Here is a 19,414-nt window from a genome sequence, read left to right as displayed (position 1 = left end):
ATGCGCGGCTCCGTCGACGGACTCGGCTCCTCCGCGCCGCTGGGCGTGATGCTGCCGGCGGTGTTCGCCGACGACGATCTCGCGCAGCGCTTCGTCGCGGGTATCGACGAGGCCCTCGCACCGCTGCACAACGTGCTCGACTGCCTGGACGCCTATTTCACGCCGTCGCTCGCGCCAGCGGACTTCACCCGCTGGCTCGGCAGCTGGGTGGGTGCGGAAAGCGACGGGCCGGACGCTGCCGGGGGCGCCGACGGCCCCGCAGACGCCGAACCGGCGAAAGCCGCGTCGGCCCCACCGGCCGCCGGCCGTCCGCAGGACACGGAAGCGACGGTCGCGCTGCGCGCCGCGGTGACCGCCGCGGTACGGCTGCACCGCATCCGCGGCACCCGGCGCGGACTGTCCGAGACGATACGGCTCGCCTTCGGCGTGGAGCCGGAGATCATCGAGAGCGGCGCGGCCGCCTGGGACGCCCGGCCCCTGGGCCCGGTCCCCGGCGAGCGGCGCCCGCATCTGCACGTCACCGTACGGCTGCCGGAGCCCGACCCGGCCGCCGAACACCGGCTGGAGCGCCTCGTCGCGGCAGCTCGCCCCGCCCACATGCCTTACACGGTCCAGGTGACCGCCCCCGAAAGGACTCCCGACAGGTGACCGATCAGCAGGGTTCCCCGTCCACCCCGTCGTCCGCAGCTGTCGGCGCCGACGCGGGGAACGCGGGGAACACGTCACATCATTGTGCTGAATGCGGCACGCGCTCGACTCCGGGGCAGTCGTTCTGCGACGGCTGCGGCGCGGTACTGAGCTGGACCCCGGGTCAGGAGGAACGGGGTACGGGTACGGGTACGGGTACGGGTACGGCAGGCCGGCAAGGCGGCGCGGGTGCGTGGGGTTCGTCGGGCTCGGGCGGGGGTACGTCGGCCGACGGCGATACCGAGGCCGATCCTGAGGGCAGTCCGGGTCCCGACCCCGGCCTCGGTCCTGATGCCGGTGATCCCGCCCCCCGGGCCGGGAGCGCGGGCCCGGTGCGGGAAGCCGTCCACGGACCCGTGAGCGCCGCATCGCCGACGACGGCGCGCCCGGAGGAGGAGACCCCGCCCACGGTCCCGGTGGATCCCGTCGCACCGGCCGCCTCCCCGGCGGCCGCGACCCCGGACGCGAGCGCGCGCGCCAGGGCGCTGCTCGTTCCGGTCGCCGACCAGCGCGCCGCCGCACCGGCACCGGATGTCGCGCCGGTCCTCCCCGGCGTGCCCGCCGCGGCCCGCCCCCGCGTCCAGGCTCCCAGCGCGGAACCGGCCGACGAGACCGGTCCGCCGTGCCCCTGGTGCGAGGTCGGCAACCGCCCGGACCGGCACTTCTGCCGGCGCTGCGGCATGTCACTGGCGGAGCGTCCCGGTGCCCCGGAGGCTCGGCACCCCTGGTGGCGCCGGATCTGGAACGTCGGCGACCGCCCGGTCCCGTGGGCGGGCGAGCGCCCGCGGCTGCGCCGAGGCATCGGCCGCGCCTTCACCTGGATCGCGTACGGCCTCGTGCTCGCGCTGGTGATCTACGGGGCGTTCACCGTGGATACGGCGTGGAGCGCGGCGCGCGACCACTTCGCGAAGCGGGCCCAGGTCACCCCGGATTCCGCCGCGGCGTCCCGTTCCTTCGACGGTCACCCGCCGAAGGTGCTCTTCGACAAGATCAACAACAGCTGGTGGGGCCCCGGCGTCTCGCAGTCCGCCGACGGGGAGTGGATAGAGGCGCGCTTCAACGAACCCACCCGCCTGCTGGACATCCTGATCACGTCCGGCATCTCCACCAAGGCTTCGGACCTCTCCGAGGCCGCGCTGCCGCACCGCATGGACGCGATCATCACCACGGCCGACGGGAAGCAGACCACGCGCCAGATCACACTCGACCAGGTGAGCGGGCCGCAGCAGCAGAAGTTCCGGGCGCAGAACGTCGTCAGCGTCAGGTTCGTCATCCGCTCGGCGTTCAACGTGGGCGCCGACAAGCAGGTTTCGATAGCCGAGATCGAGTTCTTCACCCGCGCCGCGACCAGCGGCTCCTAGTGTTCTGAGTCGGAAATTCTGTACAGATGTGTGCCGGATCGTTCTGGCGTGTGCTGACGGTGTCTCGAACAAGGACGTGGCTGCTCAACTCGGTTCCACACCGCAGGCGGTGGGGCGCTGGCGGGCCCGGTTTGTGCGGTACCGGATTGCCGGCTGACAAGGGTTCGGCAGCATCCGTGACGTTGCCGGACCCTTCCGCGCCCCGTACGTCCCCACCCGGTCAGCCGTTCGTTCAGGGCCGGTTGGGTCCTCGATACGGCAGCGTCTGGCTGTAGACGACGCTGGTGGTCGTACTGCCGAATCCTGCCAGCTCGTCCATGAGTGTCTCCAGGTGTTCCATGGAGGTTGCGGCCACCTTCAGGGTGTAACAGTCGTCGCCGGTGGTGCGCAGACACTCCAGGATCTCGCGCCGATCGGCGAGTAGCCGGCGCAACGGTTGGTGGCGGTTGCCCGGGTACTTCAACCGGACGACGGCCAGCACGGGGTAGCCGACCTTGGCCAGGTCGACCACGGCGCGGTAGCCGGCGATGACGCCCGTCGCCTCCAGCTGTCGCACCCGTTCCGTGGTGGCTGACGAGCCGAGACTCACGCGCCGCCCCAACTCGCTCATGGAGATGCGCGCGTCCCGTTGCAGCTCGTCAATGATCGCCCAGTCGATGTCGTCAAGATTCCCGGTCATTTCGCGACCCTACCGGGAAATTGATGGAAGAGTAGCAAGCCTGCCGGGAGAAGCGTCTTTCAAATTTCTTGATCACCGAGATAGCCTCCGATCATGCAACTTGGCGTGAACGTACCGAACTTCGGGCCTGGAACCGCTCCGGGCGTGCTGAGCGAGTGGGCGCGGATCGTGGAGGGGCTCGGCTTCGACCTCCTCATGGTGTCGGATCACGTGGTGAACACTCCGGACGTGGCCGGGCGCTATCCGGCACCGTTCTACGAGCCGTTCACCACGCTGTCCTGGCTTGCCGGCATCACCACCAGAGTGCGGCTGGGCACGACCGTGCTCGTGCTGCCCTACCGGCATCCGCTGCTGGTGGCGCGCATGGCCACCAACCTCAACCAGCTCAGTGGCGGCAGACTCGTGCTCGGGGTGGGAGTCGGCTGGGCACGTCAGGAATTCGACGCGCTCGGCGTGCCGTTCACCGCACGTGGCAGGCTGACCGACGAGTACCTCGTCGCTCTGCGGAAGGCCTGGCTCGATGAGGCCGACGGGCACACCGCCCCGGTTCCCGTCTGGGTCGGCGGCAACAGCGAGGCGGGAATCCGGCGCGCCATCAGGTTCGGCGACGCCTGGCATCCGCTGCGGGGCACCCTTCCCTGGATGCGTTCGGTCGTCAGGAACCACTCTCTGCCGGCGTTCGCGCCCCGCATCGCCCTGCGGCTGACCACCGCACCCATCAGCGACCCCGAGCGGCTCGCGGGCACCGGCACCCTCGATCAGATCCTCGACGATCTCGACGAGCTTCACCGCCTCGGGGCCCACACCGTCGTGCTCGACCCGTACCACGGAGACCCGGAGGAAACCCGCCGGCCCCATGAGGCGTGGCAGGCGCTCACCGCCATTGCCGCACGCTGGAGGACATCCTCGTGATCACCACTGCCGACGCCGCACTGCTGCGGCGGGCCATCGCCGTCGCAGCCCATGCCGCCACCCACGGCGACGCACCGTACGGTTCCCTGCTGGTTGGCTCGGACGGCACGATTCTCGCCGAAGCCCACAACACGGTACGACGCGACAACGACATCACCGCCCACCCGGAACTGAAGCTCTCCCGCTGGGCGGCTCGCGAACTCGACCGTGACGCGGCCGCACTCACCACTCTGTACACAAGCTGCCAGCCGTGCGGCATGTGCGCCGGCGCCATCGTTCGCTCCGGACTCGGCCGTGTCGTCTACGCGCTCTCCACGGCGCAACTCGTGGAACTCAACCCGGATTCGGGCGCATGGCCGACGGTGGCACAGGACGGCCCGGCCCTGTTCGACGAGGCACGCGCTCCCATCGACGACTACTACCGGCCAACACGATGAAGGCCGGCCAGCGGCCGTCTCGGCGGCCGTCGGTGCGTCAGGCGGGGAGGTGCGGATTGAGGCCATCCAGCAGGACGGTGAGGTAGGCGTGGACGAGGCCGGGCGAGGACGGCTCGGCGCGGGCTACGGCCAGGGCGGTGGCGCTGATGAGGGCGGTGGTGACGGCGGGGTCGAGGTCGGCGCGGACCCGCCCATCGCGGCGTGAGCCCTCGATCATTTCCTCGACAGCGCCGACCAGGCCGGCCCGCAGTGCGGTGGTGGCGGGCAGGTCGAGGCCGGTGAGCTGGTCGTTGATGGCGTGATGTGCAGTTTGGAAGGCGATCAGCTCACGCAGGAACGTGCGCAGGGCCTCGTAGGGGGTCGTCGCGGCGAGCAGATCGCGGGCGCGCTGGACGAGGGGTTCGAGCAGCCGGGAGACAGCGGCGTCCAGCAGCGCGTCCTTGCCGCCGAAGGCGCGCACGACGGTGGCGGCGCCCAATCCGGCGCGCTTGGCGATGGCCTCGACGGTGAGGGACGCACCCGGTTTCGCCAGTAGCGCCATGGCGGCGCCCACGGCCAGGTCTCGGTTACGCACGGCATCGGCGCGGCGCTTCGGCGCGGGCCCCGGCTGCTCCGAAAGCGTTGACAACTGAAATGCTCCTTCCACATAGCTATCTGGAATGCATGTTTCACTTGAGTCTAGCGGGAGGAGCCACCATGAACGAGCGGATCCTGATCTCCGGAGCCGGCATCGCCGGACTCACCCTGGCCTATTGGCTGGCCCGGCACGGCTTGCGGCCCACCATCGTTGAACGCGCCCCCGAGCTGCGCACCGGAGGCAACGGGGTGGACGTGCGCGACGACGCGGTCACCGTGGCCGAGCGAATGGGCCTCATGAACCGCATCCGCGAACTGGCCACCGACGTGAACGGCATGAAGTTCGTCGACGCCGCCGACCGCGCCGTCGCTCGGATCAGCATCCGCGAGACTGCCTCGGTCGAGATCATGCGGGGCGACCTGGTCGCATTGCTGCGCGAAGCGGCCGATGACGTGGAGATCCGATTCGGTGACTCGATCCGGGCCCTGAAGCAGGACGCCCACGGTGTGACGGTCGCCTTCGAGCGCGCTCCCGTCCGCCGCTTCGACCTGGTGATCGGCGCCGATGGAATGCACTCCAACCTGCGGCGGCTCGCCTTCGGCCCCGAGGAGCGGTTCGTCCGGCACAAGGACCACTACTTCGCCTTCGCCAACGCCGACGGCAGGCTGGGCGAGGACCGCTGGGTGACGATGTTCAACACGCCAGGCAAGATGACGGGGATCTACCGGTCGGGCACCCACACCCAGGCCAAGGCCTACTTCATCTTCCGTTCCGAGCGGCTGAACTGCGACCACCGCGACATCGCCGAGCACAAGAGGCTGGTCGCCGAGGCATTCGCCGACCAGCCGTGGCAGCCCACCCGGGGCTTGCTGGAAGCGGCCCTGGCCGACCCCGACTTCTACTTCGACGCCCTTGGCCAGGTACGGATGGACTCCTGGTCCAACGGCCGCACAGCGCTGATCGGTGACGCCGCCTGGTGCGCTTCCCCGGCCTCGGGCGCCGGCGCCGAACTGGCCCTGGTCGGGGCGTACCGGCTGGCGGGGGAGCTGGCCGCGGCAGGCGGCGACCACCGGGTCGCCTTCGCCCGCTACGACGCCGTCCATCGGCCTCTGGTCGACCGCAAGCAGCAGATCGGCCCGAACCTGCGCCTCATGGTGCCCAGGACCGAGGGCGGCCGGCGCGTGCGCGACGCTCTGGTCCGGCTGCCACTCATGAAGGCTGTCGGAGGGATCGAACGCCGCCTGCAGTCCCGCGCCGCCGAAACCCTGCCTGTCTACCGCCGTGCCGCGTGAAACGACGAGCCCGGCGTCGGCAGGCCCGTCGCTGTCGGGCGGCTCCCGCCGGTGCCCCTGAAGGCGCGCGGCCGAGTGCGCTGACCTGACGGGTCACCTGGATGTCGCACGGGTTCGCCTGGACGGCGCACATCCTGTCGGCGTGCTGTTGCGTGGTGCACGGGACGCGTTGAGGCTCGACGCATGGCCTGGATCGCGTGTGTCGAGGCGGCCCGGCGTTCTCAGAGCGACGGGGGAGAGCCGTGACGGCTCCGGATGCGTCGGACGACGGTACTGGATCGCCGCCTGAGGGTCTCGGAGACCGAGGGCCGGCAGCGCACCCTCGCCGAAGTCGGGAGCGAGGCGCGAACTCCCCCGGACGCGAGGCAGGAACTCGCGGTCGACACGCTGGTGGCGGACGTGTCGGACCGGAATCGGATCACCGTCCGCACCCTGCCCTCGCTGCGCCGAGTGGCCGAGTTCACCACCGCGGAACCACCCACCGTCCTGGAGGGAAAGCCGCAACCACTGCAACTCGGCTTCCTCGACGACGATCAACTCTTCACGGTCTCCGGCACGCTCGTCGAGTACTGGGACGCCCGCGACGGCCGCGCCCTGTCGCAGCCGATCGATCTCAAGAGCCTGCGGCTCACCACGAAGGACCGACCGACCTACTTCCTGAGGAGCGACCCCAGGCCGGGGTATGTGGCGGTCACGGTGGATGGCGAATCCGAGATGCACACTATCGATCTGCGCACGGGCAAGGAGAACGAGGCCCTCGGCGTACGTCTCGGCGACGGCCTCATCGCGGCCTTTCCCCTGCAAGACCCGCGCTACGTGGCCGCGTTGACCACAGGCGGCATGGTGGAGCTGTGGTCGTTACAGCCGGGGAAGCCGGCGAAGAGGGTGGTGGGCCCGCTCGGGCCGATGAACGCGGATCGGTATGTGGTGGGAATCATCGGAGACTCCGGGTTCTTCCTGGCCAATGGCAGTTCCGTGCATTTCTTGAAGGCGGACGATCCCGGGTACCGACAGACGTACCAATTTGCGCAGGACCGAGGCTTCCTGGCTGCTACCAGGGACGACGAAGGTCACCCTCGCCGTGCACGAGATGAAGCGGCTCGGCCGCGGCGCCATCGAACTCCTCAAGGTCGCCGAGGAACTGCGCGACGCCGAGATTGATCTTGACTTCCTCACCGGCCCGCTCCAGGGCAAGCGCGACCCGGCTGGACACGACGCCGCCCTGTTCGCTTCCTTCGCCGCCGGACCTGCTTTCGCCGGGTCCGCCCGGGGCGGGCCTGGCGCATGTTGTGACGTCGACGTTCCTCGGCCCCCGCACCGGGTGTGACCGGGAGCAGGGGCCGGGAGACGGCGGGGTGCGTTACGAGGGCTTGCCGTGGTTCTCGATCAGTGCGGTGTATTCACCGGAGTTGTCGCCGTACATTCCGGCGCGGTCGTTGTATGCGACGGTGATTTCGCCGTCCTCTTGGGCGCAGAAGGTCTGGCAGCAGCCGGCTGCGAACCACGGGCCCGTACCGACGCGGGCGATCAGTGTCCCCACCGGCACTCCGGGAAGGACGGTGGCCGCCACGTGCGCTCCGGCGAACTTGTCGTTGATGTATCGGGTCCCGTCGGGGTACGTCACGCGCGGGGTCTGGTCGTACTCTGCCCGCCCGCTTCCCGAGATGGTGAAGACGTCGTCGCGCCGTACCATCACGCCGGACTTCACCCCGCCCTCAACCTTCGCGGGCACGGCGACGATATTGAAATCACCCATGGTGACACCTCCTGGTTGGTTACTTTCGGTAGTCATTGTGTCACCTTGAGTGACGACGATGTCAAGCGCATCGCCGGACCACCGGCAGAAGACGACGAGCGCGCCGTCGCCGATCGGGTTGCGCGCCCCGGCACTCCGGCCCCGCAGCGTTGCGCGATCACCGGCACTCTCGCCCGCCACGATGATGCGAGCCGGTTGCGCACGGTCGGCCTCACTGTGGTGCTGCGGCCGGGTCGGTCGGCGACCATCCTCCATGCCTACGAGGTATGTGTGCAGGCCGCCCGTCGGGTCGTGGTGGCCGGGATTCTCGTACGCGGGAGGATGGGAGGGCGTCGAGTTATGCACCGATTCGGCGGGCGCCGATGTCCCTGTCCGTGCCCTGCTGCTCGCGGGCGGAAACAGCCGGTCACGGCGACCAGGACCACGCACTGCGCCGCATGCAGCGCGGCGTCACCGTCCCCGCGGCGTTCACACTGCCCGCCGCGCCCGACGGAGCACCGGTCGAGCCGGCTTGACCTGGGGGGCACCGTTGTCGACGCCGTACACGTGGACCCGGCCAGCCATCATTGTCCGTCTCAGTCCCTGTACGTACCGCAACTGCAGCTTGTGTGACCGCCCCTACGACCATGTCCCGGCCGTGGTCTTCAGCGAGGCGGCGCGCAGTGCGCCCTGCTGCTCGGTCGAGCGGACGGAGGTCGTCGGCCGGGCGTGGTTCGCGCAGCACCTGCGGCGGAGGCCGGCCTGACCGCACGCCCCTCCCGTAGCGGGCCGGCACCTGGGCCTGCCGGGTATGAGTGGTGACGTTCGGTGAGGTTCGGGCGTCCTGGGGGTGAGCCGTCCCATAGGGCGCACGTCACACACGAACCGGGGTAGTAGGTCTTGTAGGGGTTGATTCCGGTCCCTTGTGCGCCGGTCCGGGGGTGGGGGCGGTGGGCTGCGAGGGTGGCTAGGTGGGGTCGTTGTCAGGGGGTGGGGGTGTGGGTAGAACTGGATGTGTCGCCGGGCGGCCCGGGTGGTTCACCCGCCGCTGTCGATCCCCTCTCCTGTGTGTGAGTGGCTCTCGCATGTCTTCGGCATGTGGCGATCGTCCTTGTTCCCGTCGGAAGGTTCGTCCGTGTCCCACGCTGTCATCCGCCGCATCGCCGCTTCGAAGAAGACCCTCGCGGGTGCCGTCGTCGCCCTCGGTGTCGCCGGTTCCATGCTTGCCACGGTTCCCGCCCAGGCGGCCCCGACGAGCGCGAAGGCGATCGCCCAGCAGATGATCAAGGACCCGGCGCAGTTCGCGGCGTTCAACAACATCGTTTCGCGTGAGAGCGGCTGGAACCACACGGCCACGAACGCCTCCTCGGGTGCCTATGGCCTGGTCCAGGCGCTGCCGGCCTCGAAGATGGCTTCGGCGGGTGCGGACTGGAAGACCAACCCGGCCACCCAGATCAAGTGGGGCCTGGACTACATGAACTCCCGCTACGGCAGCCCCGTCGGCGCCTGGGACTTCTGGCAGACCCACCACTGGTACTAAGCCGCCAGCAGGTAGAGCAGACGCACGCAAACGCCCGGCCGGGACCTCCCGGCCGGGCGTCCTTGCGTATCCGGGTGGGGGCGGCTCGTCCGTGCGCTGCTCTCGTTCATGCCCCATGGCCGGCCCTCACCACAAGGCAGCCGCGTACGCGGCGGTGCCCAGCAGCAGGCAGCACACCGCCGCGCGCATCCACCGGTACTTGACCGCCAGGATCGCCCAGGATGGCGACGTACCGGCATGCTGTATGTAGCCGTTTACACACCCGGCCGCGATGCGGGCGGGCCGCCGTCGGCGAGCAGCCGCAGCGGTTCGAGGTCGGTGACGACCAGCCGGCGGGAGCCGGTGCGGACGATGCCCCGCTCGCGCAGCAGGCGCAGGGCCTTGGCCACCGCCTCGCGGGTCGAGCCCACGGACGCGGCCAGGTCGTGCTTGGCGCTGCGTGGCCGCAGGTCCATGGCGGCCAGCTCGCCCACCAACTCCCCTGCGCCGCGCAGGGCGAGGAGCAGGCGGTTGCCGCGCTCGGTGGTCACGGACACCACCGCCCAGCCGCCGGTGATCGCCACGACGTGGGAGGTGGTGGCGCGTTCCGACAGGATGACCGCACCGGGCTCGTAGCGGCGCGGTACGCCGAGGGCCAGCAGCGCTGCCCGGTCCTGCGGGCGTAACCCGTGGAGCAGGGGCTGCTCCTGTTCGATGAGACTCACGTCGACCGCTCCCCGTCCCGCACCGGCCCGCCGCTCTCGTGGCGGGCCCAGGGAATGACACATACACGTCAATGGCGCCGGCCGTACGGCAGTTTCCGGAATCCGCCGGGATGTTCCCGGTGATCCGCCGCGCTCGCTCGACGGCGCCGAGCACCCATGGAGGGCGCCCTGATGAGGGTGTCGCGCGGCATGAGTTCCGGTTGCAGGCGCGGCCGAAGGGGTCATGCTGAGGAGGGGGAGCGCACCACGATCGGTGTCCTGCCCCGGCACGCGTGGTTCACGGCCCGCCTGACGCACCACGGACAGGAGGCCGCCATGAGCACCCTCGATCCCCACCGCCGGTACTCGGTCCTTGCGGGCCTGTCCGGGCGCTGTGCGGTCCGGTTCACGCTGGCGGTCCTGCTCGCGCTGGCCGGCGTGCTGATGCCGCCGTGGGCAGTCGCCCCGAGTGCGGTGGCCGCCGGCCCCGTCTTCATCAGCGTCGGCGTCAGGCCGCTGGGCGTCGCCGTCACGCCGGACGGCCGCCACGTCTACGTCACGGACTCAGCGCTGTCCAGGGTGTTCGTGGTCGACACGGCGACCGGCAAGGCGGTCGGCCGCGTGCACGTCGGCAGCTCTCCCTCCGGCGTGGCGGTCACGCCCGACGGCCGTCGTGTCTACGTCACCAATGCCGGATCGGACGAGGTGTCCGTGATCGACACCGCGACCGACGAGGTCGTCGCCAGCGTGCATGTCGGCGACTTCCCCTTCGGGGTGGCGGTCACGCCCGACGGCCGTCGTGTCTACGTCACCAATGCCGGATCGGACGATGTGTCCGTGATCGACACGACGCGCAACGAGGTCGTCGGCAGCCCGCTGCGCGTCGGCAGCACCCCGGTCGACGTGGCGGTCGCGCCCGACGGCCACCATGCCTACGTCACCAACGCCGGCTTCGGTTCTCCCACTCCCGTTTCGGTGATCGACACCAGCACCGGCGTCGTCGTCGGCCTGCCCGTCTCCGTCGGCAACTTCCCGTTCGCGGTGGCGGTGACGCCCGACGGGCACCACGCCTACGTCAGCGACCGGACAGGTACCGTCTCCGTGATCGACACGGGGACCGGCAAGGTCACCGGCGCGCCCATCCCCGTCGGCCTCGAACCGGCCGATGTCGCCGTTTCCCCCGACGGCCGCCGCGCCTACGTCACCAGCGTGCAACCGGGGAAGGTGTCCGTGATCGACACGAGCACGGGAAAGGTGACCGGCACCGCCCTCTCCCTCGACATGGGCGTCTCCGTGGACCGCGTCGCGGTGAGCCCCGACGGCCACCACGCCTACGTCACCGTCTCCTCCGGCGGCGTGCTGGCGGTGCTCGACCTCTGAGTCCCCCCGCTACGGCGAGGTCAAGGGCCACGACGACCCCGACCTGCGGTCACGGCGTGACGCGCAGCGTCGTGCTCACGGTGACCTGGTCGATGTCGGTGGTGCGAATCGTGACGTCCAGGTTCCACGTGCCGGCCATCGGCAGCCTCAGGTCGTACGTGGCCCAATAGCCCTTCCGGTTCTCGAGCTTGGCGTCGAGCGGGCCGATTTCCCGGTCGCGCTGGGTGAGGGCGAGCCGTAGCTCGGGGACGCTGGAGATGCCGCCGTCCGGCGTGAACACCACCGCTTCCACCGTGTTCTCGCCGACGTGGCCCGGCGCCAGAGTGATCTGCACCGTGCCGCGATGTTTCGCCGTCCCCATGTCGAACGGGAGCGTGACCACTTTCACCGCCGGTTCCTGCCCGGGTGCCGTGGTGGCGGCGGCGCGGCTCGGCTGGCTGCCCGTGAGCAGGGTGGAGAGCACCAGGACGACGGCGCCGACGGCGGCCTCGGCACCCACGGTGCGGCGCAACCGGCGCCGGTACCTTTCGGCGTCGAAGACCGGCTGCTCGACGTCGTCGCCCGGCCCGCTTCGACCGGACGCGACCTCCTTGCCGCCCGGCCCGGTTCCCTCCGGCGCACTCGGCGCGCCGACGGTCTGCGGGACACGCACCTGCTCGAGTTCGACGGCAGCCGGCTCCGTCGCGCTCGGCGCCGCCCCGCCCACCAGGCGGCCGGTCCACCGTCGGGAGAGAGCCGCCACGCACAGCATCAGAACCACCGCGGCGACTTTGAGGCCCAGGGTCCTCCCGTACGAGGTGGTGGTGAGGGCCGTCCAGGAGCCCACCTGCCGCCATGACTGGTAGACCCCGGTGCCGACCAGAACGACCACGGCGCCGAAGGCCAGCGCAGAGAAGCGCGAGATCGCGGAAGCCGGGACCTCAGGGCCGTCGGGCCCGCGGTGGCGCAGGGCGCTCAACAGGGTGATCAGCCCGCCCAGCCACACGGCCATCGCCACCAGGTGCAGCACGGCGACGGGGATGGCGAGCGGCACCTGGATGCCGGCGGACGCGTGCTCGGCGCCGGCCCAGGTGAGCGCCAGGCCCAGGGCGAGGGCCGGCCCGGCGACGAGCCGGAGACGGACACCGAGTCGTACGCGCGTCTGCCGCCAGAACAGGGCGGCGAGCACGAGCAGTACGAGCCGAGCGGTCAGGGCGATCCCCGGTCGCCCCGCGAGCGTCCGGCCCAGCAGGGACGGGTCGAACGCCGACGACAGGGGGCCGCCCGCCTCGTACGGGCTGCGCAGCAGCAACAGGGCCACCGTCGACGCCAGCAGCGTCGCCCAGCCGACGACCAGCAGTCGGCGCAGCGGACGGATCCCGCTCGCGCCCGGCCAGCAGACGAGGACGAACGCCGCGGCTCCGACGAGCAGCGCCAGGCCGCTGTAGGCGACGTAGCGGAAGAACCCGTACAGGCGGCTGGCCGCCGTGTCGTCCGGGGAGGTCTTCGCCGGCACCGCGGTGGTCCCGGACGGCTTCCCGACGGAGAAGACGAGCGCGCCGGAGATCGGGTGACCGTCGGCGGAGACCACCCGCCAGGCCACCGTGTACGTGCCCTGGGCCAAGTTCTCCTCCAGCGGCACCTGGGCCGTGTTCGCCCGGCCGTCCGCATGGTGTGCCGGGCGCGGGCTCACGCGGTCATCGGCGGGCGACAGCACGCGCAGGGACCCGTCGAGGAAGCTCACCGATTCGGTGAACGTGAGGGTGACCTGCTTCGGCGCTGCGTCGAGGACGGCGCCGTCCGCAGGGTCGGAGCCGCTGAGCCCGGCATGCGCGAGGGCGGGGCCGGCCCCGCCGAGGACCAGGGCGCACAGGGCGGCGACGAGCGACAGGACCGCCGCGAACTTCCTTGCGAGGCTTGATCCGCTGGGCATGGACGGCGGCCTCCGGGGTGGTCGTCATCGACGGCGTCGCCGTCCGTGCGGCCGCTCGGGGCCGCCGTCGGACGGTATGGCTCGCCTGAGGGTGCAGGGAACTACGGCAGGTAGGGGCCTCTGCCGCAGTGGTGGACGATAGCCCCGCCGACCACGGGACAGGACGGGTTGCGCAACTTCCGCCAAAGGCCACCGCCTTGTTCGCGGCCGACGCCTCCCTCCTGCTATGGGTCCGGCCGTCGTGCGGACTCCTCGGGCGTCCATGCCGACCCGCTGCCGACGGCCGGGGGTGCAAGAAGATGCCGACCTGCACGGAGACGGAAATAATGTGGAGCGTCCTGGAACTGGATCAGCCGCAGCCAGGCGGACATCGAGGAGTTCCACGCCGAATGGATGACCGGCACCCGCTACGGCGAGGTCAAGGGCCATGACGGTCGACGCCACCGGGCCGCGGCGGCGCCGACGGCGGATCGGTACCTGGCCTGCCGTGGGAGTCACGGTGGTCGTCCTCGTCGCCGCCAACCTGGCCGTGCACCGCTGGCCGGGCCTGTGGGGCCTGGTGACGGCCGTCGTGGTCAGCGGCGTGCTCCTCGGTGTGCTCCGCTGGGCCGGCGGTACCCTCGCGGACGCGGGTCTGGCGCCGGGCACGCTGGCCCGCGGTGCCCGCTGGGCGCTGGCCCTGATCGGCCTGGTCGCCGTCGTCTACCTGGCCGGGGCCCTGCTGCCGGCGACCCGGACGCTGTTCGAGGACCGGCGGTACAGCGCGATGGACGGGGGCGAGGTGATGCTCCGCGCCTTCGTGCTGGTCCCCGTCGGCACGGTCCTCGTGGAGGAGATCGCCTTCCGCGGCGTGCTCTACGGTCTGGTGCGCCGCGCCCGCGGGACGGTGTGGGCCACCGCCGTGTCGAGCCTGCTGTTCGGCCTGTGGCACGTGCTGCCGTCGCTGCACCTGGCGACCGCGAAACCGGCCGTGACCTCGGTCGTCGGCCAGTCCGAGCTCGGGGCCGTTCTGGCGGTCCTGGGGGCCGTGCTGTTCACGGCGGCAGCGGGCGTCCTGTTCTGCGAACTGCGGCGCCGCAGCGACAGTCTGCTGGCTCCCATGGGCCTGCACTGGGCGGTCAACGCGCTCGGCTACCTCGTCGGGTTCCTGCTGCGCTGACCGCACGGCGGTGCGCTCACTTCGGCGGCGAGACGATGTCCCTCAACCGGTCCAGGTCCTGCGCGGTGAACCCCTCGGGCCGCATGGTGGCGTTCCAGGCGTCGACGTACGAGGCCTTGTACGTGTGGCCGTGGCCGTCCGGTACACCCGTGGCGAACGGCAGGTCGGCGGTGACCTGCCAGAAGGTCACGAACGGGATCCAGAACATCGAGCCGAGCACGTCCGAGCCGGGATGCTCGCCGATCCAGTCGGGCTCGGAGAGGGCCAGCTTGGGGCTCCACCAGACGATCGGATCGGACGGGTGCATCAGGTACAGCACCCGCGTGCCGTCCCACGGCCGGTCCGTGGGAGAGATCCCGGCGGTCGGGTCGTCGGTGAACCGGACGGTCCGGCCCTCCCGGTAGACGGGCTCGATCTCGGGGCTTCCCGCGTCGCGGTGGTCGCTGAACTTGCGGAAGAGGGTGTTGAAGTTGGGCGGGCCGGCGAACAGGGTGCCGGCGGTGCGGTTGCGCAGGTCGGCCTCCCCGCTGAAGGCCGTCTCACCGCCGAACGAGCCCAGGCTCTCGCCCGCCACGAACAGGCGCGGACGCCGGTCCTGGGGCAGCTTGGACCATTTGTCGTAGACCGCGTCGAAGAGGTCGCGGCCCGCCTCGCGCGCCTTGGACTGGTCGACCAGGTACGACATCCACGACGGCAGGTACGAGTACTGGATCGCCACGCTGGCCGCGTCGCCGTTCGCGAGGTACTCGTACGAGTCCACGGCGGCGGGATCGACCCACCCGCTGCCCGTGGTGGTCATCACGAGCAGGTTCTTGCGGGCGAAGCCGCCCGCCCGTTCGAGGTCCGCGACGGCCCGGGCCGCCCGCGTCTCCGTGTCGTCGGAGGTTTGCAGCCCGGCGTAGGCCCGGATGGGCTCCTGCGCCGTACGGTGGGTGAACGCTCCGATGCTCTGGGCCGACGGTCCGCTGCCGGTGAACGCCCGGCCCTGATAGCCCAGCGAGTCCCACGGCACCAGCGAGTCGGGCCCGCCGGAGCGCAGCATCGACGTGGGCTGGTGCACGCCTTCCGGGGTCTCGTTGTCCCGCAGCGAGAACGCCTCGTTGGCCGCGTTCACGATGCCGCTCAGCAGCAGCCCGGAGAACGCGGCCCACGCCAGAGCCGCCACCAGGATCCAGCCGACCACCCGCGCCGCCCGCATGCCGATCCAGCGCCCGAGCAGACCGGAGGCCCGGCGGTACAGGGCCCGGAGCCCCCGCCCGGCCAGGAGCAGCAGCAGGAAGACGAGGGCGGCGACGAAGGGGCAGGCGACGGTGGCGAGGGCGCTGTAGTCGGTGACGTCCATGAGCCGGCGGATCTGGTGCTGCCAGTACTGGCCGAGCCCGAACGAGACACCGAAGAGCACGATCGCGCTGACGAGCAGGACGAGCCATGACCTGCGCGAGGGGCTGCGCGCCTCCCGGTCGGCGAAAGCGCGCCACACGTAGGCGGCGACCACGCCCAGCCCGTACCCGATGGCCGCGCTGATGCCGCAGATCAGCCCCTGCAGTACGCCTCCGCGGGGAAGCAGCGACGGGGTGAAGGACAGGCACGCCAGGAGGAGGGCGCCCCAGCAGCCGGGCAGCGTGAAGCGGAGCCGTCGGCGGTGCTTGCGCGGTGCCGGCTCCTGCGACGGAGGGACGGTCGGGGGGACCGGCGGGGGGTCAGGGGTCATGGTGTCCTCCGCGGTCATCGTCCCAAGGCCGGGTCGGTCGTGCCATCCGACGCGGGCGGCCGCTGCCGACGGGCCGCGCGGGGTCGGCGCTCGTAGCCTGAGGTGGATGTCCGACTTCTGTCCGGCAGCCGGTGAAGCGGCGGGAGGTGGTCCCATGAGCAGGCGTTGGACCGCACGTCTGGCCCTGGCGACGGGCCTGGCGGCGCTCGCGGTACTGGTGGTGTTCGGCGGCCTCGCGAGCCTCCTGCTGATGGCGGTCGGGTGGGCAGGACTGGTCCTCACCGCGGCAGGTGTGTGGTGGATGCTCACCCACACGGGCTGGATCAGGGTGCTCGCCGGGCTGCTGGTGGTCATCGCACCGCTCGCCGTCCTGCTCCTCTACTCGGCGGCCGGGCTGCTGTGGGTCGTGCTGGTCTCGCTCGCCCTGTGGGCGCTGGCCGTTGCCGCGGGCAGCGCCGCCCTCGCCGAGGACGCCTCGAGCATGCCGGAGCGCGCCGTCGTCCGGGCCGAGCGGCCCTTCCTGATCATGAATCCCCGCTCGGGTGGCGGCAAGGTCGAGAAGTTCCGCCTGGCGGAGCGGGCCAGGGCCCTGGGCGCCGAGGTCGTCGTACTGGATCCGGCCCGGCACCAGGACGTGGCCGAGCTGGCGCGGCAGGCCGTCGAGGACGGGGCCGATCTGCTGGGCGTCGCAGGCGGCGACGGGACGCAGGCCCTGGTCGCCGCCGTGGCCGTGGAGCACGACATTCCGTTCATGGTGATCAGCGCCGGCACGCGCAACCACTTCGCCATGGATCTGGGTCTGGACCGGCAGGATCCCTCCCGGTGTCTGGAGGCCCTGACCGACGGAGTCGAACTGCGCGTCGACCTCGGCTACATCCATGAGGGGGAACCGGCGGACGGGAACACGGGGCGGGTCTTCGTCAACAGCGCCTCGTTCGGCGTGTACGCGGAAGTCGTGCAGAGTCCGGCCTACCGCGACGACAAGGCCCGCACCATTCTGGAGATGCTGCCGGCCCTGCTGACCCGGGACAGCGGCTCGCGGCTGAGCGTCCGTGCGGATGCGCTGGTCCTGGACGGTCCGCAGGCCGTGTTGGTGAGCAACAACCCTTATCAGAAGGGCGATTCGGCGGGGCTCGGGCGCCGGGAGCGCCTGGACTCCGGTGAGCTGGGGGTGCTCGGCGTCGAGGTCTCGAGCGCCGCCGAAGCGGCGGGGCTGCTGCTGCACGGCAGGCAGGGCCGCGGGCTGACCGCCGTCACCGCCCGCGAGGTCGTCGTCGACACGGACGCTCCCGCCATCCCGGTCGGTGTCGACGGCGAGGCGCTGGTGCTGTCCACTCCCGTGCACTGCCGTATCGCGGCCGGCGCCCTGCGCGTGCGCGTGCCCCGGAACCGTCCCGGGGTGCCGCGGACCGCGCCGCCGATGGACTGGCGCCGGGTGCGGCGGCTGGCGCTGACCATGGGACGGACCGCGGCAGGACACGGCGCCGCCTGACAGGCGGCCGTCGGGGCCTTCGGGGTCCTTCCACCGGCGGGCGGTCACTTCCCGCCGGTGGGCGCGGGACCGATGGACCCGGGTTCGGGCCCGGCGGGCGGTCCGGCGGTGTCGGGAGAGGTCCACTGCGCTCCGGTGCGCAGGCGGAAGGCGGCGACGGCGGCCTCCACCGTGGGGAAGAAGTGACGGGGGTCGATGGTCCGGGTGAGTTCGTACCGCTCGATCTTTCGCCGCACCGGGTCCTTGATCTCGGCGAACACGAGGTGGACGTCTTCCGCGTTGAGCGCCTCGTCGAGCTCTTCCAGGACGTCGGCGGCAGTCGTGTCCACGTCCGTCATGGGTTCGGCCGCCACCACGATCCAGCTCGGCCGCGGATCCGCGCCGGCCAGCCGCCTGATCTCGTCCCGGAAGGCCCTGGCGTTGGCGAAGAAGAGCGGGGCGTCGAAGCGGTAGATCACCAGGCCCGGCAGCTGTTCGGCCTGCGGGTAGGAGCGGAGGTCGTGGTAGCCCTCCAGGCCCTGCACCCGCCCCAGGACGGTGTCGTACGGCCACCAGGCGCGCCGGAAGACGTTGAGGACGGACAGGCCCACGGCGATGGCGATCCCGGGCAGCACGCCGAGCAGGGCCACGCCGGCGAAGGCCGCGAAGCACAGCAGGAACTCCGTCCGGCCCTGCCGCCACAGCCGTACGGCTCCCGGTACGTCGGCCAGGGACAGCGACGCGGTGATGACCACGGCGGCCAGGGCCGGCTGGGGGAGGTTGCGGAACAGCCCCGGAGCCAGCACGAGCATGAGGACGATGAGCGCGGCTCCGACGACCCCGGTGAGCTGGCTCCTGGCCCCCGCGCGCTCCGCGACCGCCGTCCGGGACCCGCTCGTGCTGACGGGGAACCCCTGGAACAGGGCGGCCGCCAGGTTGGCCGCACCGACGCCCGCCATCTCCTGGTTGCCGCGGACCTCCTGCCCCGTACGGGCCGCGAAGGCGGACGCGTTGGAGATCGTGTCGGCCAGGGACACCAGGGCGATGCCCAGCGCACCGCCGAGCAGCGGCGCGAGGTCGGCGAGGCGCACGTCGGGGATCGTGAACGGCGGGAAGCCCTCGGGCAGTACCCCGACCAGGCCGACGCCGTGCTCGTCCAGGTCGAAGGCGGCGGCCGCGGCGATCGCCAGGACCACCATCACGAGCACCGCGGGGACCTTCGGCAGGAAGCGCTGCAGGACGAGGATCAGGGCGATCCCGCCGAGGCCCACGGCGGCGGCGGCCGGCACCGTCGCCCCGTCGGCGATCTTCTGCACGAGGCCGGCGCACTCGCCGATCAGGCTGTCCGCCTCGACCTTGAAGCCGAGCAGCTTGGGCAGCTGACCGATCAGAATCGTCAGGGCCAGGCCGTTCATGTAGCCGATCATCGTCGGTTTGGAGATCAGGTCGGCGATGAAGCCGAGCTTGGCCACCGAGGCCAGGATCATGATGGCCGCCACCATGACGGCGAGCATCGACGCCAGTGCGACGGCCCGGTCGGGATCCCCGCCGGCGGCCACCAGGGGCAGCACGGTGGCGGCGATCATCGGCCCCAGCGAGGAGTCCGGGCCCAGCACCAGGATCCGGGACGGGCCGAACACCGCGTATCCGAGCATGCAGAGGATCGTCGTGTACAGGCCGGTGATGGCCGGCAGGCCCGCCAACTCCGCGTACGCCATGCCCTGCGGCACGAGCAGCGTTGTCAGGACGACTCCCGCGACCAGGTCCTTGACCAGCCACGCGCGCCGGTAGGACGAGGCGGCGCGGATCCCGGGAACCGCGCGGAAGAGGGAGAGCACCCCGTGGCCCTCGCGCCGGGTGGTCACGGACAGGCCTTCC

General features: G+C 71.3%; 18 protein-coding genes. 11 read left to right on the top strand and 7 right to left on the bottom strand.

Annotation, left to right across the window (positions count from 1 at the left end; translation table 11 throughout):
• The 3 genes from OG299_RS06825 to OG299_RS06815 all read left to right on the top strand — a co-directional run bounded on the left by OG299_RS06825 (window position 1) and on the right by OG299_RS06815 (window position 2,205).
• Complete coding sequence (locus tag OG299_RS06825) at window positions 1-648, top strand: phage tail protein (protein WP_327364470.1); 648 nt, start codon at window positions 1-3, stop codon at window positions 646-648.
• Window positions 649-1,043: 395 nt separating this feature from the next.
• Window positions 1,044-2,048: an NADase-type glycan-binding domain-containing protein gene (locus OG299_RS06820; RefSeq protein WP_323179127.1), complete on the top strand. Its 1,005-nt coding sequence runs from the start codon at window positions 1,044-1,046 to the stop codon at window positions 2,046-2,048.
• Between the two features lie 28 nt (window positions 2,049-2,076).
• Complete coding sequence (locus OG299_RS06815; protein WP_327360890.1) at window positions 2,077-2,205, top strand: helix-turn-helix domain-containing protein; 129 nt, start codon at window positions 2,077-2,079, stop codon at window positions 2,203-2,205.
• Between the two features lie 75 nt (window positions 2,206-2,280).
• On the opposite strand, the gene OG299_RS06810 is transcribed toward OG299_RS06815, so the two are convergent.
• A complete protein-coding gene (locus OG299_RS06810) occupies window positions 2,281-2,727 on the bottom strand; it encodes an Lrp/AsnC family transcriptional regulator (RefSeq protein ID WP_266635467.1) in 447 nt (148 codons plus the stop codon).
• 93 nt (window positions 2,728-2,820) lie between these two features.
• On the opposite strand from OG299_RS06810, the gene OG299_RS06805 reads away from it, so the two are divergent.
• Together OG299_RS06805 and OG299_RS06800 are read left to right on the top strand one after the other, a co-directional pair.
• Window positions 2,821-3,639, top strand: coding sequence for an LLM class flavin-dependent oxidoreductase (locus OG299_RS06805; protein ID WP_327360889.1), 819 nt, complete (start codon window positions 2,821-2,823; stop codon window positions 3,637-3,639).
• Window positions 3,636-4,076, top strand: a complete 441-nt coding sequence (locus tag OG299_RS06800; protein WP_266635471.1) for a nucleoside deaminase — start codon at window positions 3,636-3,638, stop codon at window positions 4,074-4,076. The genes OG299_RS06805 and OG299_RS06800 overlap by 4 nt, the downstream gene beginning before the upstream one ends.
• Window positions 4,077-4,113: 37 nt before the next feature.
• On the opposite strand, the gene OG299_RS06795 is transcribed toward OG299_RS06800, so the two are convergent.
• On the bottom strand, window positions 4,114-4,704 hold the full coding sequence (locus OG299_RS06795; RefSeq protein WP_266635473.1) for a TetR/AcrR family transcriptional regulator: 591 nt from the start codon (window positions 4,702-4,704) through the stop codon (window positions 4,114-4,116).
• A 68-nt stretch (window positions 4,705-4,772) separates the two neighbouring features.
• Here OG299_RS06795 and OG299_RS06790 point away from each other — a divergent pair, with 68 nt between their 5' ends.
• Both OG299_RS06790 and OG299_RS06785 read left to right on the top strand, forming a co-directional pair.
• Complete coding sequence (locus tag OG299_RS06790) at window positions 4,773-5,945, top strand: FAD-dependent monooxygenase (protein WP_327360888.1); 1,173 nt, start codon at window positions 4,773-4,775, stop codon at window positions 5,943-5,945.
• Between the two features lie 255 nt (window positions 5,946-6,200).
• Window positions 6,201-7,106, top strand: coding sequence for a hypothetical protein (locus OG299_RS06785; RefSeq protein WP_327360887.1), 906 nt, complete (start codon window positions 6,201-6,203; stop codon window positions 7,104-7,106).
• Between the two features lie 199 nt (window positions 7,107-7,305).
• Here OG299_RS06785 and OG299_RS06780 read toward each other — a convergent pair whose 3' ends face one another.
• A complete protein-coding gene (locus OG299_RS06780; protein ID WP_327360886.1) occupies window positions 7,306-7,956 on the bottom strand; it encodes a LecA/PA-IL family lectin in 651 nt (216 codons plus the stop codon).
• A gap of 820 nt (window positions 7,957-8,776) precedes the next feature.
• Here OG299_RS06780 and OG299_RS06775 point away from each other — a divergent pair.
• The gene (locus OG299_RS06775; protein WP_266635480.1) at window positions 8,777-9,220 is read left to right on the top strand and encodes an aggregation-promoting factor C-terminal-like domain-containing protein; all 444 of its coding nucleotides are present in this window, start codon (window positions 8,777-8,779) and stop codon (window positions 9,218-9,220) included.
• Between the two features lie 254 nt (window positions 9,221-9,474).
• Here the strand turns inward: OG299_RS06775 and OG299_RS06770 are convergent, their stop codons facing one another.
• On the bottom strand, window positions 9,475-9,924 hold the full coding sequence (locus tag OG299_RS06770; protein ID WP_327360885.1) for a Crp/Fnr family transcriptional regulator: 450 nt from the start codon (window positions 9,922-9,924) through the stop codon (window positions 9,475-9,477).
• 315 nt (window positions 9,925-10,239) lie between these two features.
• Here OG299_RS06770 and OG299_RS06765 point away from each other — a divergent pair, with 315 nt between their 5' ends.
• Window positions 10,240-11,283: a YncE family protein gene (locus OG299_RS06765; protein WP_327360884.1), complete on the top strand. Its 1,044-nt coding sequence runs from the start codon at window positions 10,240-10,242 to the stop codon at window positions 11,281-11,283.
• A 49-nt stretch (window positions 11,284-11,332) separates the two neighbouring features.
• Here the strand turns inward: OG299_RS06765 and OG299_RS06760 are convergent, their stop codons facing one another.
• Window positions 11,333-13,195 (bottom strand): copper resistance CopC/CopD family protein, encoded by a 1,863-nt coding sequence (locus OG299_RS06760; RefSeq protein ID WP_327360883.1) that lies wholly within the window; start codon window positions 13,193-13,195, stop codon window positions 11,333-11,335.
• A gap of 427 nt (window positions 13,196-13,622) precedes the next feature.
• Here OG299_RS06760 and OG299_RS06755 point away from each other — a divergent pair, with 427 nt between their 5' ends.
• Complete coding sequence (locus OG299_RS06755) at window positions 13,623-14,354, top strand: CPBP family intramembrane glutamic endopeptidase (RefSeq protein WP_327360882.1); 732 nt, start codon at window positions 13,623-13,625, stop codon at window positions 14,352-14,354.
• A gap of 16 nt (window positions 14,355-14,370) precedes the next feature.
• On the opposite strand, the gene OG299_RS06750 is transcribed toward OG299_RS06755, so the two are convergent.
• Window positions 14,371-16,065 carry an alpha/beta hydrolase gene (locus OG299_RS06750; protein ID WP_327360881.1) on the bottom strand — a complete coding sequence of 565 codons (1,695 nt, stop codon included), beginning with the start codon at window positions 16,063-16,065 and terminating at the stop codon, window positions 14,371-14,373.
• A gap of 154 nt (window positions 16,066-16,219) precedes the next feature.
• On the opposite strand from OG299_RS06750, the gene OG299_RS06745 reads away from it, so the two are divergent.
• A complete protein-coding gene (locus OG299_RS06745) occupies window positions 16,220-17,557 on the top strand; it encodes a diacylglycerol/lipid kinase family protein (protein WP_327360880.1) in 1,338 nt (445 codons plus the stop codon).
• Window positions 17,558-17,601: 44 nt separating this feature from the next.
• Here OG299_RS06745 and OG299_RS06740 read toward each other — a convergent pair whose 3' ends face one another.
• Entirely contained in the window at window positions 17,602-19,401 is a 1,800-nt protein-coding gene (locus OG299_RS06740) for a SulP family inorganic anion transporter (RefSeq protein ID WP_327360879.1), read from the bottom strand.
• Window positions 19,402-19,414 lie beyond the last annotated feature (13 nt).

The organism is Streptomyces sp. NBC_01296 (genome assembly GCF_035984415.1).
Classification (GTDB): domain Bacteria; phylum Actinomycetota; class Actinomycetes; order Streptomycetales; family Streptomycetaceae; genus Streptomyces.
The sequence above is the reverse complement of the archived record's forward strand: the minus strand, read 5'-3'. Positions and strand labels throughout refer to the sequence as shown.